General features: G+C 35.6%; 16 protein-coding genes. All 16 read right to left on the bottom strand.

The genetic code is table 11. The features are described from left to right. Window positions 1-96: 96 nt before the first annotated feature. The 16 genes from hemW to ectB all read right to left on the bottom strand — a co-directional run bounded on the left by hemW (window position 97) and on the right by ectB (window position 18918). Window positions 97-1242 carry a radical SAM family heme chaperone HemW gene (gene hemW, locus CSE16_RS05000; protein WP_099422881.1) on the bottom strand — a complete coding sequence of 382 codons (1146 nt, stop codon included), beginning with the start codon at window positions 1240-1242 and terminating at the stop codon, window positions 97-99. Between the two features lie 162 nt (window positions 1243-1404). Further along, window positions 1405-1731: a geranylgeranyl pyrophosphate synthase gene (locus CSE16_RS04995; protein WP_099422880.1), complete on the bottom strand. Its 327-nt coding sequence runs from the start codon at window positions 1729-1731 to the stop codon at window positions 1405-1407. A gap of 453 nt (window positions 1732-2184) precedes the next feature. Then, entirely contained in the window at window positions 2185-3711 is a 1527-nt protein-coding gene (locus tag CSE16_RS04990; protein WP_099422879.1) for a methyl-accepting chemotaxis protein, read from the bottom strand. Window positions 3712-4153: 442 nt separating this feature from the next. Then, the gene (locus CSE16_RS04985) at window positions 4154-5020 is read right to left on the bottom strand and encodes a 2-oxoacid:ferredoxin oxidoreductase subunit beta (RefSeq protein WP_099422878.1); all 867 of its coding nucleotides are present in this window, start codon (window positions 5018-5020) and stop codon (window positions 4154-4156) included. 2 nt (window positions 5021-5022) lie between these two features. Beyond that, entirely contained in the window at window positions 5023-6756 is a 1734-nt protein-coding gene (locus CSE16_RS04980) for a 2-oxoacid:acceptor oxidoreductase subunit alpha (RefSeq protein ID WP_099422877.1), read from the bottom strand. A gap of 422 nt (window positions 6757-7178) precedes the next feature. Beyond that, window positions 7179-7460, bottom strand: a complete 282-nt coding sequence (locus CSE16_RS04975; RefSeq protein WP_099422876.1) for a stage V sporulation protein S — start codon at window positions 7458-7460, stop codon at window positions 7179-7181. 194 nt (window positions 7461-7654) lie between these two features. Continuing rightward, a complete protein-coding gene (locus tag CSE16_RS04970) occupies window positions 7655-7921 on the bottom strand; it encodes a stage V sporulation protein S (protein ID WP_099422875.1) in 267 nt (88 codons plus the stop codon). Window positions 7922-8110: 189 nt separating this feature from the next. After that, window positions 8111-8809 carry a CpsD/CapB family tyrosine-protein kinase gene (locus CSE16_RS04965; protein ID WP_172954421.1) on the bottom strand — a complete coding sequence of 233 codons (699 nt, stop codon included), beginning with the start codon at window positions 8807-8809 and terminating at the stop codon, window positions 8111-8113. Window positions 8810-8834: 25 nt separating this feature from the next. Further along, window positions 8835-9551, bottom strand: coding sequence for a YveK family protein (locus CSE16_RS04960; RefSeq protein WP_099422874.1), 717 nt, complete (start codon window positions 9549-9551; stop codon window positions 8835-8837). 196 nt (window positions 9552-9747) lie between these two features. Then, a complete protein-coding gene (gene rfbB / locus CSE16_RS04955; protein WP_099422873.1) occupies window positions 9748-10767 on the bottom strand; it encodes a dTDP-glucose 4,6-dehydratase in 1020 nt (339 codons plus the stop codon). 44 nt (window positions 10768-10811) lie between these two features. Then, on the bottom strand, window positions 10812-11702 hold the full coding sequence (gene rfbA / locus CSE16_RS04950; protein ID WP_099422872.1) for a glucose-1-phosphate thymidylyltransferase RfbA: 891 nt from the start codon (window positions 11700-11702) through the stop codon (window positions 10812-10814). A gap of 500 nt (window positions 11703-12202) precedes the next feature. Further along, window positions 12203-13312 carry a DegT/DnrJ/EryC1/StrS family aminotransferase gene (locus CSE16_RS04945; protein WP_099422871.1) on the bottom strand — a complete coding sequence of 370 codons (1110 nt, stop codon included), beginning with the start codon at window positions 13310-13312 and terminating at the stop codon, window positions 12203-12205. A 17-nt stretch (window positions 13313-13329) separates the two neighbouring features. Then, window positions 13330-14547, bottom strand: a complete 1218-nt coding sequence (locus CSE16_RS04940) for an ATP-grasp domain-containing protein (protein WP_099422870.1) — start codon at window positions 14545-14547, stop codon at window positions 13330-13332. 328 nt (window positions 14548-14875) lie between these two features. Further along, window positions 14876-16096, bottom strand: coding sequence for an ATP-grasp domain-containing protein (locus tag CSE16_RS04935; protein ID WP_099422869.1), 1221 nt, complete (start codon window positions 16094-16096; stop codon window positions 14876-14878). 9 nt (window positions 16097-16105) lie between these two features. Then, window positions 16106-17353, bottom strand: coding sequence for an ATP-grasp domain-containing protein (locus tag CSE16_RS04930; RefSeq protein ID WP_099422868.1), 1248 nt, complete (start codon window positions 17351-17353; stop codon window positions 16106-16108). Between the two features lie 281 nt (window positions 17354-17634). Beyond that, on the bottom strand, window positions 17635-18918 hold the full coding sequence (gene ectB / locus CSE16_RS04925; protein WP_099422867.1) for a diaminobutyrate--2-oxoglutarate transaminase: 1284 nt from the start codon (window positions 18916-18918) through the stop codon (window positions 17635-17637). Window positions 18919-19131: the final 213 nt, after the last annotated feature.

Below are 19131 nucleotides of genomic sequence, written 5' to 3'. Positions count from 1 at the left end.
TGTTAGCACTCGCACAAGAAGAGTGCTAATATATTATATAAATTAGCAAATCTCTGGAATGATGTCAACGAAATCGATTCATTTTAATAATAAAATTTACTCGCCTAGTAAAAAGCGTTGGAAAACTTCATTGCCTAAAAATCGACCTTTTCTCGTCAAGCGAATTCCTAAGTCATCCGCTAGCACTAATTGTTGTTCTACAAGCTCCGATATAATTTCTTTGTAATAGGTAGACATCGGTTTCGAAAATTTACTTTCAAATTCTTCATGCGATACACCATTTGTTTTTCGTAGCCCTAAAAACATTTGCTCTTCCATTTTTTCATCTAGCGTCACAACATGTTCATTAAGCAATGGTCGCTTTCCGGATTGCAGGATGTCGATATACTTTTTAATCGGTGCAACATTCGAATATCGTACGCCTTGCAAATAACCATGCGCACCTGCTCCAAAACCGGCATATTCATCATTGTCCCAATAAATTTTATTATGCGTAGAAAGAAAGCCTTCATGTGCAAAATTACTTATTTCATATTGATGAAGTCCATGCGCTTGCATCGTATCCATTAATACACCGTACATTTCTGCCTCTAAATCTTCGGCAGGTAGATTTAACTTCCCTTTTGCATATTGAATATAAAAAATCGTTTTCGGCTCTACAATTAATGAATAAGCGGAATAATGCGGAAGCTTTAATGCAAGTGCCTTTTCTAACGTATGTTGCCACTGTTCCAGTGTTTGACCTGGTAAACCATACATTAAATCAATACTAATATTTCTAAATCCAACTCGCTTCGCCTTTTCAACCGTTTCATAAACATGGTCATTGGTATGTGTGCGTCCAATTTTTTTCAGCAATGATTGGTCAAATGACTGAACGCCCATACTTAACCGATTGACCCCTCCATCATAGAGGGCCTGTAATTTATCCTCAGTGAGCTCATCTGGGTTTGCTTCACTACTAAACTCTTTTACGTTTGACATCGGAATATGTTTCACAATTAATTGTGTGAGACGACGAATTTGAGCAGCAGAAAGCGCGGTTGGGGTGCCACCACCTAAAAAGATTGTTTCTACATTTGAAAAAGCATCTGGATTAGCTACCACTGTCATTTCCATCTCTTGTCCAAGCGCTTCTATATATTCATCCACTGGCTGATTTTTAAAAAACACTTTGTTAAAGTCACAATAATTACAAATTTGATGACAAAAAGGAATGTGAATATATACACCTCTAGCCATTCAATCACTTCCTTTAGTAAATTCAATTTCATACTTTATTGTAGCGTTTCTTTAACAAAATACAATTGTAAAGGCTAGTCATATTAATAGTAGAAAACGTTTTAAATTAATTTGATTGTTGAAAATAAAAAAACGCACCCAATTAAGAGTACGGAAAATCGTTTACATAGAAAAAGCAGGTTCTTCTTTATTTAACATCATAATAAAATCCATCGCATTTAAGTTAGGTAATTTCGTTGCAAACTGCTTTGCCTCTTCTACCGACCGAAATTGAAATGCATCTAGCTCTTTCGTTAATTCATATTGATCGTCAACTAAGTGAATCATATATAGACGAACAGTTGGATAACATCGCTTCTTTGCATCAAAATTTTCCGATGCTACAATTATCCCCATGTTATTTGATGTTGGACTGATTATTGTTTCTAGAATATGTAATTCATCAAGCACAAACCACTCCGGTACATTAATTTGAAATTGACTGTTCATAAAATTCATCCCCTAACTGATGTTTTGTTGTAGTACATGATAAATCTACGCAATCGCTTACATTCAGCTGTAAAACCTAATTTTACTAGTAATCTCTCTCTATCTAGTAACGAAAAAATACATACATAATTAATGCCATGACAAACAGCGTTATTAGCAAACAATTATGCATGATTTAATTCAATATCTCTAGTTTACTACAATCAATATTTTATTAAAAGTACAAAATTTATTATTATTCTGACAATTGTAATAGGTACATTAGATTATTGGGTTATTATATCAATTACGCCTCGGTATTATTGCGTCCGGAATCGGCTCTGTGCTTAGGCCTTCACGATGCAGGTCAGTTAGCCGTTGTCGCATGAATGCGGCGAACTTAGGCTAAATCATAAAGAGAATTCCTTTTCAATTCCGTGACATCCGCCGGAGACTTTAACTTGCTTCAGCAAGTTAAATATTAAACCTACCAATTGCATGTGTTAACGTGCGCATATTTTTGGCAATGTGACGAATTTCATTATGAATATCACTTGTTGCAAGCTTTTGCGTTGCAATTTGTTGTTTAACATATTGCATAGAAGCTAAATTTTCTTCTGAACGATTGCTTAACTCCATCGAATTTTGCGCAACAGCTTGGGTATGATTTGCAATTTCATTCATAATTTGTGAAACTTGCTCCATTTGGGGGCCAATTTGTTGAACTTGATGTGTAATTTCACGGAATTTAGTCGCACTTTTCTCAGTTGTAATAACGCCACAATCGACCGTCATCATTGCCTCGTCCATACTACGCGTTGCCTCATACGCTTCCTGCTGAATTTCAGATACAATGAATGCAATTGCTTTCGTAAACTCTTTTGATTGATTCGCTAATTTTTTCACCTCATGTGCGACAACAGCAAAGCCTCGACCATGCTCACCTGCCCGTGCCGCTTCAATCGATGCATTCAACGCTAATAAATTCGTTTGATCGGCAACAGCGTGAATCATTTCTACCGCTTTAGTAATATGTATGGATTGCTCATTTAACGTATAAATTATAGCGCTTGCCTTTTTCATCGCCTGTTCTAGTTCTTGCATTTGCATAATATTTTTTTGTACCATTCCTTCGCCTTCAACCGCAGTGGAAATTGTTTCACGAACATAATGTTCAATATGCTGCATTCGATTCGACATTTCATCAATACCCGATGCCACTTGTTGAACAGATGCAGCATTTTCGGACAACTGTATTGTAGAATACTGCAAGGAATTAGCCATTGATTCGGCATTCATTGCAATTTGCACAGCTACTTTCGTAATTTGCTCGGAATTATTTTCAAGTTCCTCATTTGCTTTTGTGGCAGATCCGGCATTTTTACGTACCGTTTTTAATAACTCCTTAATATCATCCACCATTAAATTATAATATTTCGTTGTTTCTCCCAGTTCATCATTAGCACCATGTGTAGCATAGTTCGTAAAATCTCCTTGCTGCGCTAACCGAAACAACTCTCTTAATTGACGGGTTGGCTTATTGATCGCACGTGTTGCCAAAATACCAACAATTATAATAAGCAATATCAACACGATTGAGATGGAAAGTATTAATTGATAGCCGAACGCAATATCTTTTTCATGTGCAATTAGCTGACTCGAAGCACGCGAAATGATGTATTGATTGATTTCCACTAATAATGAATTGGATGCATTTTTATTTAATTCATTCAAGTAATATTCCATTTTCGTATCAAAGGTGTTTGTTTTAAATTGCTGCAATTGCTCGTTCGGTATGATCCCTGTTTTTTCAAGCTGTTCCTTCATCTGATAGGTCAAATCAACGAGTAATAACTTCTGCTCGTACATGGATTTTGTTTCTTGGTCCATTTTTCTTAAATAATCCATGCTAAATACCGCTAAAATTACATTAGATACGATACAAACAATCATTAACACGACCAAGCGGTCTTTAATTTTTATAAAGTTTCGAAAGCGCATTTCACAATACCCCATTTATACGTAATTTTCATTTTAGTATAAGAAAATACTGTTAATGCGATTGGTGATATTTGTTAAAATTTTGTAAATAGAAAAATTAAACTTAAGAATTACACCTGCTCGTGCCATGATCGACCGATCATTTCAAGTGACAATAACTTGCTACAAAAGAGGGGGCAGACAGCATGTGTTGCAAGCTCGACTATATTAGAAGAACAGATTTTAGTGTTGAACTAGTATTTCATTATATGATTTAAAAATCAGAAAATGATTAAAATCATGTTGGTAGAATTTTAAACAAAGGGAGTTGATTGTAATGAAGTGGAGGCGATTCCAGCGGGAACTGCGAAACAGGGATTCTTTAGTTAAAGTTAAATAAACAGAAAAAACCACCATTTCCAGTAGATCAAAATGGTGATTTTTCTTACTTATTCAAAATACATTACATAAATTCTTTTGTAAATTGGGTAAATTGCTCTTCTGTTAAGCGAATATCAATATCCGTTAATGGTAGCTCTGAATAACCTTTAATTTTATCTTGATACGACGTCGTTTGTTGATCATGATAAATAATTCCCGTTACTAAGCCTTCATTTTTCATAACCGTTTGCATCGCCATTTCACGATTTGTATGGTCATAGCCTTCAACATCAGAAAGCTTCGTCAAGTTTTCTTTGAACCACTCATACGTATTCACCTTATTGTATGTTACACATGGTGAAAATACGTTGATGAATGAGAAACCTTTATGATTTAAGCCCGCTTCGATGATTGCTGTTAATTCTTTAATATCTGTTGAGAAGCTTTGTGCAACAAATGTCGCACCACTCGTTAAAGCAACTTCTAACGGTTTTATTGATGGCTCAATTGCTCCGCCTGGTGTTGATTTCGTAATGAAACCAGCAGCTGAACGTGGAGATGTTTGCCCTTTTGTTAAACCGTAAATTTGGTTGTCCATAACAATATACGTAATATCAATATTACGACGAATCGCATGGATTGTGTGCCCCATACCGATGGCAAAACCATCACCGTCACCACCAGAAGCAATGACTTTTAAATCTTTATTGGCCATTTTTAAGCCTTGTGCGATCGGTAATGCACGACCATGAATTCCGTGGAAGCCATATGAGTTAATATAGCCCGAAATACGTCCCGAACATCCGATACCAGAAATGACAGCTAATTCATTCGGTTCATAGCCAACATTTGCTGCTGCACGCTGAATCGCCGCTTGTACAGAAAAGTCACCACATCCTGGGCACCAGTTTGGTTTTACTGAATTCCGGAAATCTTTAAATGTTGCCATAATTAAATTTCCTCCTTCACTAAGTTTGTTAATTCACGTGGTAAGAATGGCGTACCATCATACTTTAAGACGTTCTTTATCTTCGCATGACCACCAATATTCATCTTCATAATATTCGCTAATTGGCCTGTTGCGTTATTTTCAACAACAATAACTTTTTTAGCTTTCTCAACAAGTGCAGCCATTTCATCAGATGGGAATGGATGAATTAGCTTCACATGCGCGTGATTCGCTTTAATTCCTTCTGCATTTAATGCTTCTTGCACTTCCTCAAGCGCACCACGTGTTGAGTTAAACCCAACTAATAACACGTCCGCATCTTCATGAGGTGTATTGGCATAAATCGGATTATTGAATTTTAATGCGGCAAGCTTACGCATACGTTTATCCATTTGTGTGCGACGGTTGCCTGTCGCTTCAGAAGGCTTTCCTGTTTCATCATGCTCGACACCAGTTACGTGGTGAATCCCACCTTTTGTACCAGGTAATATACGCGGTGAAACGCCATCTTCTGCATTTTCATAACGCTTGAAGTAGTCCTTTGTTTCAGTGTCTTCTACTTCTGTCACAATTTTACCACGTCGAATTTCAATTTTACTGTAATCAAATGGATCAACAGTTTGCTTCCCTAATGAAAGCTGTAAATCCGTCATTACGATTACCGGAAGCTGTAATTCCTCCGCAATATTAAATGCTTGGATCGTATCATAGAATGCTTCTTCCATCGTTGAAGGCGCAATAACGACTTTCGGAATTTCACCATGTGTGCCGTACAGCATCGCCATTAAATCCGATTGCTCTTGCTTCGTAGGAAGACCTGTTGATGGACCACCACGTTGTGTATCAAAAATAACAAGTGGCTGCTCGGTCATACCTGAAAGACCAATTGCCTCCATCATCAGTGAAAGACCTGGGCCGGCTGACGCTGTGAAAGCACGTACCCCACCATAGTTTGCACCAATAGCCATTGTTGCTGCCGCGATTTCATCCTCTGTTTGAATAACAGCTCCACCAACAAGCGGTAACTTTTTGATCATATATTCCATAATTTCAGAAGCTGGTGTAATCGGGTAAGCTGCCATAAAGCGAGAGCCTGCTGCTAATGCACCTAGTGCGGCTGCATCATTCCCAATCATGAACATACGGCGTTTACCGTCAGCTGGAGCTAGTTGCCATTCACCTACGCGCTCACCAATTTGGATGGCAATCGCTTCTCTACCGCGCTGAATTGCTTCAATATTCTTCGCTACAACTTCTTCACCTTTACGACCAAAAATCTCGTCTACAACGCTTTGGAAAACAGATTCTTCCAAATTTAATAATGCTGCAGTTGCGCCAATCGCGACCATGTTTTTCATTAATGACGTACCAAGATCTGCTGCAATATCTGTAAATGGTACAGCAAATAATGGTGCCACACAGTCTTCTGGATTTTTTGGATCGAATTTCGCATCCGCTAAAATAATACTTGCTGCTGTTAATTCTTTATAGTTTACGTCAATTGTTTCTTGATCAAATGCAACTAAAATATTTAAATCGTCCGCAATCGAGCGTACTTCTGTTGGACGAACCGTAATTTTATTATTCGTATGGCCACCTTTAATGCGAGAAGAGAAATGACGATATCCGTATAGATAATAACCTAAACGATTCATTGCCATCGAGAAAATTTCACCAGTACTCTCGATCCCTTCACCTTGTTGCCCACCGACTTTCCATGAAAGCTGATGTAACATATCAACATCTCCTTAAGATTGTTTTTTAGTGTAATGAAAATAGCCTTAATTTAAGCTTTATTTTGCTTTGATGCAAAATAAAGCGGCTAAATAGAGTTATTTTTCCTACATTAGTTTAACATGAAGTGACTACGTGTACTATTGCAAATGTCATATTGAGCCAAAAAATCAGACCTTTGACGGAAAAATTTTGCCGTATTTTTAAGTTGAATGAAAAAAATCCTGATGCAAGAAACAATGCTTGAAATGAACGCATATGAATGGAAACGAAATCACCTTATTATAGTTCCTTTTTAGGCGTTTATTTATTTGAAGGAAAACGTTACTTCCCTTACTAAGTGATATAAAATTTCTGTTTTTCTCCATGAAAAAACACTTATGCTAAGGAATAAATATCCCTTTTTCATAAGTGTTGTTTTTAATCAGCTAATGTTGACTTGACGACTTCTTTTTTCAACAAGTAGTTTGAGTGCGGTACGATCTTCCCCGCCAATCGTAATGTCCGCAAATGCTGGTGCACATATTAAATCCGTTCCGCTCGGTGCAACGAAGCCCCGTGCAATCGCTACCGCTTTAATTGCTTGATTTAAAGCCCCAGCTCCAACTGCCTGCATTTCTGCATAGCCCTGTTCCCTAATTACCGCTACCAGTGCACCTGCAACCGAATTTGGATTAGAACGAGATGATACTTTTAATGAATCCACAGTTATTTCCCCCTATTTTAAATTAGTTTATTACTAAGATGTAAACCGTAATTATCCAGTTTTTAATACTGCAATTATAATGCGAATATTCTAAAAATTAACGTTATTAAAGTGCTTATCCTTTACTCGTAAATATGGTTAAACTTTATTATCCACTTAAACAGATGGTCCAACGCATGGACAACATGTTTAGATTATCGGTTTCGTTTTTCAACGAGAAGCTTAAGTGCAGTTCGATCTTCACCTGCTATTGTAATATCTGCAAATGCCGGTGCACAAATTAAATCCGTGCCACTCGGTGCAACAAATCCTCTTGCTATGGCTACTGCTTTCACTGCTTGATTGAGTGCACCTGCACCGACTGCTTGCATTTCCGCATACCCTTGTTCTCGAATGACCGCTACCAGTGCACCTGCAACTGAATTTGGATTAGAACGTGATGATACTTTTAATGAATCCACAGCTATTCCTCCTCATATGGTTCCTCTTTTATGTTAGGACACTTGTATTTATTGTCCGTAGCCTATTGTATGTGCGTAGAAAAAGAAATAGACTTCGAAAGTTGCAGTTCTAAAACTTTTGATGAAATTATATGGTGTGCACATCATATTACAGATTAATTTCATAAAAAAAAATCGAACAAACTAATTTTATTCATCATAACTGTAATAGTCATAATAATGTTTATGACTAGGAAATACATAGTTATTTAATACAACGCCCAAAACATTTGCTTGAGAAGTAGCCAAGATTGCTGTTGCTTTCACAACAACCTCTTTTTCGACAACACCTGTATTGGCAATTAGAAGCGTGCCATCACATTTATTCGACAATATTTGTGCATCTGACACGACTAACAATGGCGGTGCATCAAATATAATCATTTCATAATCCTTCTTTACATCTTGTATCAATATGTCCAAAGCTTTTGAAGAAAGCAATTCCGCTGGGTTTGGCGGAATGGGACCACTCGTCATTACATTCAGTCCCTCTATAGATGTCTCTTGTATCGCTTCGTAAAATGCAGCTTTTTTTGCTAAAACATTAGACAGACCTAATTTGTTAAACGTTTTAAATGTCTGATGCAATGTCGGTTTCCGCAAATCTCCATCAATAATTAACACTCTTTTACCTTCCTGAGCAAAAACAACTCCTAAATTCGCTGCAATTGTAGACTTCCCTTCCCCAGGTGTTGAAGAAGTAACTAAAACCGTTTTTAACTCTTGGTCCGGCATAGAAAATGCGATGTTTGTGCGGATCGTACGAAATTGCTCTGATATTATCGATTTTGAATCTGAAACGGTTACAAGTTTTCGAGCCATCTTTGCAAGTTTTAGTTTTTTTTTCATTTTTCTACTTTTCAGCCCAAACAATTTAGTTCCTCCTTACTCTACGTAATAAAAGGCTCTTTTTTTCTTTTGCAATTAACCCGACTACCCCCATAACTGGTAAGCCAACAATATCCTCAATGTCTTTCTCATTCTTAATCGTTGTATCCAAAAATTCGAATAGAAATGCTAATCCAATACCTAACATTAAACCAATAACTGCCGCAATGGCTATATTACGCATCTTATTTGGTTTTACTGGGGTAGGATTTTCGCTTAATTTAGCGACAGATAGAATATTTATATTATCAACATTCATCAATTTTGGAATTTCCTCTTTAAATACTTCTGCTACCGTATTTGAAATTTCGACAGCTTGCTGAGAACTAGAATCCTCTACTATTATATTTATAACTTTTGAGTTACTTTCATTCGTTAAGGTAATTTGCTCTTTTAATGTTTCTGGTAATATATTTATTCCTTGTTTCTCAATCACCTTGTTTAAAATAACAGGGCTTGTAATGATAACATTATAAGTATTGATTAATTGTAAATCTGTTTCCATTTGCGACCAAGAATATGCTTCCTCACTGTTGCTTTTCTGATTGACCAAAATTTGTGTTTGCGCCTCGTAAATTGGGGTTAATACATAAAAGCTTATTCCTGCAGCAATTCCAACACTAATAACAGTTAAGATAACGATAAGCACTAATCGTTTTTTTATTATTTTTGCTATTTCTAGTAGACTGATTCTTTCTTCCAATTATATGCCCCCTCGTACCTTTAATGGATATTTTAATAAGTTTGTAAGTTAATGAAGTAAGCGTTAATCGCATTATGAGCTTCTCTATTATATGCGTCAATTCTCTCCATAATTACTTCTCACTAATAAAACTCGTTGTGATACATGCAAAAAGTCTGAAGCCTATTTCATTTAGGACTCAGACGATTTTGGTGATTCACAACGAATATTGCTTGTTGAAATATGTCAGATATTGACCATTAATAATTTGCTTCCACCATACCTCGTTCTCAACATACCATTGAACTGTTTGAATAATTCCTGTTTCAAATGTATAGGAGGGTTTCCAGCCTAATTGTTTTAACTTCGCTGAATCAATGGCATAACGCTTATCATGTCCTAAACGATCTTCGACAAACTCAATTAATTCTTCTGATTTTCCTAACGCTTGAATAATTGTTCTCACCACTTCTAAATTAGTACGTTCATTATGACCACCTATATTATAAATCTCTCCATTCACACCTTTATGCAAAACTAAATCAATTGCCGCGCAATGATCAAATACATGTAACCAATCTCGGATATTTTGCCCTTCCCCATATACAGGAACCTTTTCATCAGTTAATACGCGAGAAATGGTTAAAGGAATTAATTTTTCTGGAAAATGGAATGGACCGTAGTTATTCGAACAACGCGTAATATTAATGGGTAAACCATATGTTTCGTGATACGCTCTAACTAGTAAATCTGAAGATGCTTTACTAGCGCTATATGGGCTATTTGGTTTTAATGGTGTTTCTTCTATAAAAAAGGTCGTCGGGTCAAAATCTAACTCCCCGTAAACTTCATCTGTTGATATATGAACAAATTTTGTAATACCTACTCGCTTTGCTGCCTCCAATAAGACTTGAGTACCTATAACATTTGTTTGTACAAAAATACCGGGATTTGTAATGGAACGGTCCACATGACTTTCTGCAGCAAAATGAACGACATAATTGAATTTTTCTTTTTCAAAAATAGACATTATCAACCTATCATCTACAATATCAGCCTTTATAAAGTTGTAGTTATTCTTCATTTCAATCAGGCTATGTTTTGTTAAATCACCGGCATACGTTAAATTATCTAAGTTAAAAACATCATATTCAGGGTATTTTTCAACCATGTATTGAACAAAATTTCCTCCGATGAAGCCAGCTCCACCAGTAACGAGAATTTTTTTCTCTTTCATCCGTCCCACCTCTTTCAAACTTGTTCAACTGAAATAAAACAACTCTACATTGTCACATGAGAGTTGTTTAATGAATGTGAAACTTCCACCAAATATTTACCGTATTCCGTCTTCATAAGAGGCTCGGCAAGATCTAATAACTGTTTCTTTGTTATATATCCTCTTCTAAATGCTATTTCTTCAATACAAGCAATATATAGCCCCTGCCTTTTTTGTATAGCCTCTACAAAATTCGAAGCCTCGAGTAATGACTCATGCGTTCCCGTATCTAACCATGCCAATCCCCTACCCGTCAGTTCTACTTTTAGTTCACCTCTTTGAAGGTATTCATCTATAATAGAAGTAATCTCCACTTCACCCCGCGCTGAAGGTTTTACATTTTTTGCAATATCAACTACTTTATTATCAAAAAAATATAATCCCGGAACTGCGTATGAAGATTTGGGGTTTTCAGGCTTTTCTTCTATTGAGATAACTTCCTTCTCTTCATCAACTTCCACTACGCCATATGCACGTGGGTCTTTAACATAGCAGCCAAAAATAATACTTCCTTTCGTCAAGGACGCACCCTTCAACAATAGATTACTTAAATATGAACCGTAGAAAATATTATCCCCCAAAATTAGCGCCACGGAGGATTCTCCAATAAACTTTTCTCCAATAATAAATGCTTCGGCTAACCCGTTAGGACATTCCTGAACCGAATACTCAAAGTGCATTCCGAGATTGGCCCCATCTCCCAGTAGTTCTCGGAAGTCTTCAATATCCCTTGGCGTAGATATAATTAAAATCTCTTTTATTCCAGCTAGCATTAAAATAGAAAGTGGATAATAAATCATCGGCTTATCGTAAATCGGTAACATTTGTTTAGACATAGATTTCGTCAAAGGATAAAGTCGAGTACCTGAACCTCCTGCTAAAAGAATGCCTTTCATCTAATATTCACCTCTTTTTGAAAAAAACTATCCAATTTCAATCAATTACGCCTCGGCATAATTACATCCAGATTTTTTTCGAGCTAGCTCGTTAAGGATGTTAGCCTAAGTTCGTCGCGTCTATGCGACAACGGCTAACTGACCTGAATCACGCAGGCCTCCGCTAAAAATCCGTGACATCCGCCGGGGGCTTTGGACCAACACGATGTTGGTCACTCAGGCGTTGCCGCACGACGCGGGTCAACACGACGTTGATCACAAAGGCTTTATCACAGGACGTGACGGTTTTAGCCTTTGCTCCTCCAGCTTAACCTGAGTTCCTCTATTCAGCGGGAGTTTGAGCCCCCAAAGAATAAAGGTCATGCTTGGTATTCATCCCCCACTTATGTAAGTAAGGGACTTCTGCTGAAATAAGTTAAATATCAAACTATTGCAAAATCCTAATAATAAAAAAGGATGTATAAGTTCTACTTTCATCCTATAATGTTCTTACGAAAAATTTAATTAAAATTAGTTGATTTCACTTTAATAATTTCGCAAATTCTATCAATTTCTTCTAGCTGTAAATCTGCGTAAAGTGGAAGTGTTAACACTCTTTCTGCTATATATTTGGCAATAGGTGTTTCCTCAGATGAAAACCTTCCTTGATAGCATTCCAAACTATTTGTTAAAGGGTAAAAATACTTTCGTGTGAATATATTTTCACTCTTTAATGCAGCATGAACTTCATCACGGGAAAGTTGAAACCCATCAAATACAACAGGAAAATATGCGTAATTACTTTTCACGCCATTCTGAACCTGTGATATTTTAATCCCTTTAAAATCAAGAAGGTTTTCCATATATCGCTCAAATACTGCCTTTCTCTTAGCAATCTCCTGATCTACATTTCGGAGATTACATAGACCCATAGCCGCTTGAAATTCATTCATCTTAGCATTTCCACCAACATACTCTACGGTTTCTTGTCCAGTAATACCAAAGTTCTTATACGCATTCAATATATTTTCCAAACTAGGATCATTGAATGCTAATGCTCCACCTTCAATCGTATTAAACACTTTTGTTGCATGAAAACTGAACATGGAAACATCACCAAAGCTTGCTACACTTTTACCATCTACAGTGACACCAAAAGCATGAGCAGCATCGTATATTATCTTAAGATTATACTTTTTTGCTATTCTATCAATCTCAGCTATATTACAAACATTCCCATATACATGAACCGGTATAATGGCCGATGTTTTATGTGTTATTAAATTCTCAAGCATATCCGTTTGTATAGTGTAATCATCCGGATTAATGTCACAGAAGATTGGGGTTAAACCATTCCTTACAATTGCATGTGTTGTGGATGCAAATGTAAAGGGAGTAGTAATCACCTCACCAGTTAAATTCAATGCAGAAATTGCGTATTCCAAGGCTAAATGCCCATTAGAAAATAGCGTAACATGAGGCGTTTTAAAATATTGTTTTAATTTTAATTCTAATTGATTATGCTTTACACCCATATTAGTTAACCATTGACTATCCCATAAATCCCTAATCTCCTCAGAAAACTCCTCTAACTTTGGCATAGATGATTGCGTTACTTGTATTGGTTTCATTTTGTCACCCTTTAGCCTCAGTTATTTTCCACTAGCGAATTCTCAATATTTACCTTCACCCATTTTGTCATTTCATCCAATTTATCTAACATTTCATTCATTGAGGAGAACTGCAAAATCATTATTCCCACCTTTTCATGGGCTCCTGTTAGTGCCGAAACATTCTCTCCCTGCCTTACTAGTAATTCACATTCTACAATATTTTTTTGAATTTCTTCATGAAAATCAACACCTTTAAATACCCCTTTTTCCTGACTATTCAGCAAATAAACTGCCCAGTATCCTTTAGGTTCAACCATAGTTAAGTCACTACAGTTCTCTCCCAATGCGGCCTTAATCGTATATTTAACCATATCAATACCCGTTGCATAGTTTATTACCTGCGGATACAAGTCCCCACCATTTCTTGCACCAATCTCAATAAGATAAATATCTTCTTTATCATCAATTCTTATATCAAAATTGTAAGCACCTGTTTTCATATTTAATAAATTCAATGCTCTTTGGATTTCATGTTTAATTTTATCTTGAACACGCTCTGGCATAGCACATGGCCAACTAGCACTTACTGGGACGAATGGATTTATACGTGATACTGGGAAGTGTTCATTGGCAAAACACCAAAATACAAGTCTACCATCTACCGAAAATCCATCTCCCCCAATATGATAACCATAGTTTTCTATATACTCTTCAATAATAAAACGTTTAACTCTTGAAAAACTTAAAGCATCTTCTACTTTTTCTTGAAGACGGTCTATTGAATCAATTTTTGATACTCCCTTACTGCCTGATGAATCAACCGGTTTTACCATCACAGGCATTTTAAAGCTATGAAATTCAGCTTTAGCTTCTTGAAATGTGTAATATCCTTTCGCTCGAGGTACATTAAAGTTATTTCCCTTCAAAAACTCCCTAAACTTATCCTTATTAGACAGTATCTCCACTGATTGATATGGATTGGAAGGCAATCCTAACTTTTCGGCAACATAAGCTGCTGTTGGTGCTGCGGGATCCGAAGCATAACATACTATCCCATCTATTTTTAATGATCTAGCTAGGGATAAGACAGCTTCTTTATCAGTCGTACTCACATTGTAATATTCATGGGCATATTGATGACCCGGATTATTTTCTAAATAGTCACAGGTTATTACGTAGTGCCCCATTTCTCTTGCTGCTTTAATAACTGGAACTTGAGAATGGGACCCACCAAGCATTAATAATTTTTTCATTTTTTATACCTCACTTATTATTTCGGAAGTAATAATTTAGAATGATTAAATGAATGAATTTTCTGTAAACAATGACTAAAAATAAAAGCCCCCTTTACACTTCCCCTAAAGTTTCTAAGCCTATTCAAAGATTTTCCTTTGTAATTGTTACGGGTGTAGCCACAAATAATTACATAATTTCCCAATTCCCCTTGTTGCCTTACTTGCAGGAATCAAAGGATGTGCCGCGCTAAGCATTTATTGTTTCTTTCACTTTGTGACAAATACTTTATTTCATTGTAATTGTACGTTATATTGAAATGAATTGATTACCTTTATATTTAAAGCCTTAAATATTCTTTATTAAAGAATCTTCCACAATTACTTGAATCCAGTTGGTCATGTTATCCATCTTCTCTAACATTTCTTCCATCGAAGAATACTTAACCAACAACGTTCCTATCTTCAAATGCGACCCCGTAAAAGCAAAAACGGAATCTCCATTTTTTGCTGTTATTTCATGCTCAATTAGATTATTCTCTTTTAATTCTTTATGGATTTCTACCCCCTTAAATATCCCACTATTCAAACTATTCACAGCATAACTAGACCAAAACCCTTTTGGCTTAATGCATATTAAATCACTACAATCTTCACCAAGCGCTCCCTTGATTGTATATTCAACCATATCAATATCCGTTGCATATTTTGTTACTTGAGGTATCCAGTCCCCCCCATTTCGTGCGGCTATCTCTAATAGGTATACATCTTCTTCACTATCAACCAAAATATCGAAATTATAAGCACCTGTTTGCATATTTAACAAATCTAACACTCTTTGAATTTCATTATGGATTTTATCCTGTATATACTCAGGCAAATTGCTTGGAAAACTGGATCCAACTGGCACAAAAGGATTACTAGAAGTAGGAGAAAAGTGTTCATTCGAGAAACATCGGAAAACAAGTTTACCGTTTACAGAAAAGCCGTCACCGCCAACTTGATAGCCACATTTTTCAATATATTCTTCAATAATAAAACGTTTATTTTTTGAAAAACGTAATGCATCCTCGACTTTTTCCTGTAGAAGCTCGATTGAGTCAATTTTTGAGACCCCTCTACTACCACATGAATCAACTGGTTTGATCATTACTGGCATTTTAAAGTTATAAAAGTCCGCTTTAGCTTCTTCAAGAGAGTGATATCCTTTAGCTTTAGGCACATTAAAATTATTTTCTCGAAGAAACGTTTTAAATAGATCCTTCATTGTTAAAATCTCTACTGATTTATAGGGACTTGATGGAAGACCTAAATTTTCAGCAACATAAGCTGCTATCGGGGCCGCATGTTCTGACGCATAAGAAACAATACCGTCTATTTCTAATGACTTTGCTAAAGCTAGTACCCCTTTTTTATCGGTTGTACTGATATTGTAAGACTCATCAGCAAATTGTTGACCCGGATTATCTTCTAAATAGTCGGTAATTATAACATAAAGGCCCATTTCTTTTGCTGCTTTAATTGCTGGAACTTGAGTTTGTGCGCCACCAAGCATTAATAACTTTTTCATCTGTACACCTCATTTATTATTTTGGAGTGATAAGAGGCAAGCATTTGATACTTTACTATCGATATTTTCTTCAACTATATTTATTTTTACCCAATTCGCCATATTATCCATCTTTTCTAGCATTTCAGCCATTGATGAAAAACGCAGCAAAATTGTTCCTAGACTTTCGTTTATTTTTACCGCGGTTCCAGACGAGCTTGAAAATTCCATATATTTAACCAGATAATTTCTTTGAAAATTCTTCTCTATTTCAATTCCTTTAAATAAACCAGCTTTCTGACTAATTAGTGTGTAAATAGCCCAGTATCCACTTGGTTCAACCATTTTTAAATCGCTACAATCTTCATCTAATGCAGCCTTAATTGTATACCCAATTAAATCAATACCTTCTACATGTTCTATAACTTGGGTTAGATCACCACTATTTCGAGCACCGATATCTAATATATACACATTTTCTTTATAATCAACTTGAACCTCAAAAATTAATGGACCCGTTTTCATATTTAATAAATTCATTAACCTTTGAATTTCGGAATGGATTTTTTCTTGTAATTGTGTAGGTAGATTACACGGCCAGCTCTCACCTGTTGGTAGAAATGGATTAAAAGATTTCTTTTCAAAATGGTTATTAACTAGTTTAGAAAATGAAAGCTTCCCATTTACAAAAAAACATTCCCCACCAATTTGATACCCCTGTCTTTCAACATATTCCTCGATAATAAAACGTTTTGCTCTTGAATAAGATAAAGCATCCTTCACTTTTTCCGGCAAGAGTTCTATTGAGCCAATTTTTGATACACCCCTACTTTCCGATGAATCAATCGGTTTAATCATTACCGGCATTGTAAAAGTATGAAAATCTACTTTAGCTTCATCTAGTGTGGCGTATCCTTTTGCTTGTGGTACATTAAAATTATTTTCCTTCAAAAAGGATCTGAACATATCTTTATTAGATAATATTTCTACTGATTTATAAGGAAAAGAAGATAACTTTAATTCCTCAGAAACATAGGCAGCCGTTGGGATTCCAGGATCTGAGATATAACAAACAACACCATCAATGTGTAATGACTTTGCCAATTTTAAAATTGCTTCTTTGTCTGTTGTACTAACATTATGGTACTCGTTAGAAAATTGATGTCCAGGATTATTCTCTAAATAGTCAGTGGTTACAACATAATACCCCATCTCTTTCGCTTTCTTTATTGCGATAACTTGAGAAGATGAACCACCAAGCATTAATAGTTTTTTCATCTTTTTATACCTCTTAGTTAGATTTCATTTCATATTTACATAAGCACGGAAAACGCGTTCTATGCTTGTTACAGTGATTCATTTTTTTGCTTAACAAATATAGCTATCGGTAATGGTTATTATAAAAGATGACTTAGTAGAGCGAATACAAGAGAAAAATTAAGTATTTACGGTCATTTGAATTTATCCCTTAAGTAACTGAAAATAGATGTTTTTAAGTGTTTGAAGGCGCTAAGTCAATTCATATCGCATTTTGACTTTTAAAAGACCATTTAGATTAATTAAACGAATGAATTTTCTTGTAATTTTGGCTTATAAGATAAAATATCTAGTAATACTCCTTCTAAAGTTTCTAAACCAGCTCGAAGGTTTTCTTCTGTAATAGTTAGAGGTGGTAGGAGCTTTATAACTGAACCATTTCTTCCTGCCTTTTCAATTATTAATCCCCTATTGAAACATTCCTTTATAATCTTAGTATAAAGGCCAGAATCATCTATCTTAATTAAATCAATGCCCCAAATCATACCTATTCCTCTTATTTCAATCCTTGAATCTATTGTACAAACTCGAGTTTCTAAAAACCCTTTAATATAATTTGCTTTACTACGTACACTATTATCTAAATCTAACTTTTCACGCAATCTTATTGATGCTACTGAAGCTACAAATGCTAGTTGATTCCCTCTAAAAGTCCCATTATGTTCACCTGGTTTCCAAATATCATGTTCCGGTTTCATAAGTAATAATGACATTGGTAAGCCATAACCACTTATAGATTTAGACAATATAACAATATCAGGAACAATATCAGCCCTTTCGAACGAGAAGAAATCACCTGTTCTTCCACACCCTACTTGAATATCATCACATATTAACAAAATATCGTGTTTTTTACATATACTCGCTAGACCCTGTAGCCATTCATTTGAAGCAACATTTATGCCCCCTTCTGCTTGTATTGTTTCAAGAATAATTGCTGCAGGTTTTTCGATTCCAGAGTGATCATCTTCCAAAATCGTTTCAATATAATCTAGCGTATCTAAATTTAACGTCCCATTAGGAAAAGGCATGAAAGTTACATTAGAAAGTGGCAGCCCAGCACCTTCTCTAGAAGAAAGATTACTTGTTGTAGCTAAACTTCCTAATGACATACCATGAAAACCACCCATAAAGGCAAAAATATTATTTCTTTTTTTAGCCTTCCTCGCTAATTTCAATGCTGCTTCTACAGCATTCGTTCCTGTTGGTCCACAAAATTGAATTTTATAGTCTAAGTTTCGAGGTTTTAATATATTTTCAACAAATTCACTAATAAAACTTCGCTTTGAATGTGTATACATGTCTAGCCCATGTATAATTCCATCATTTTCTATATAATCCAACAAGTACTTTTTAATATACTCATTATTATGTCCGTAATTTAATGCACCAGCTCCAGCAAAAAAATCTAGATATTCTTTCCCTTTTTCAGAATAAATAAATTCATTCTTTGATTTATAGAAAACATCCGTATATTGTCTGCAATAGGAACGCACTATAGACTCATAGTTTTCAAAAATATCCACTCTTAAAACCTCCTTAGAGTTTAACTAAAGATTTACTATTATAGTATTCAAAGAACTATATACTTATTACTACATGGTAGTTTTCATATAATATTACAGATCTCAATTTAATATAATTTCTCTGCTTATCACCTCGCAGATAGGTTCATAAAAACCCCCTAACGAACGAATCTACTGGATTTAACATACAGCAGAAAATACGTAAGAAGGCTC

The organism is Solibacillus sp. R5-41 (assembly GCF_002736105.1).
Taxonomy (GTDB): domain Bacteria; phylum Bacillota; class Bacilli; order Bacillales_A; family Planococcaceae; genus Solibacillus.
This window is presented reverse-complemented; position numbering and strand designations above follow the sequence as displayed.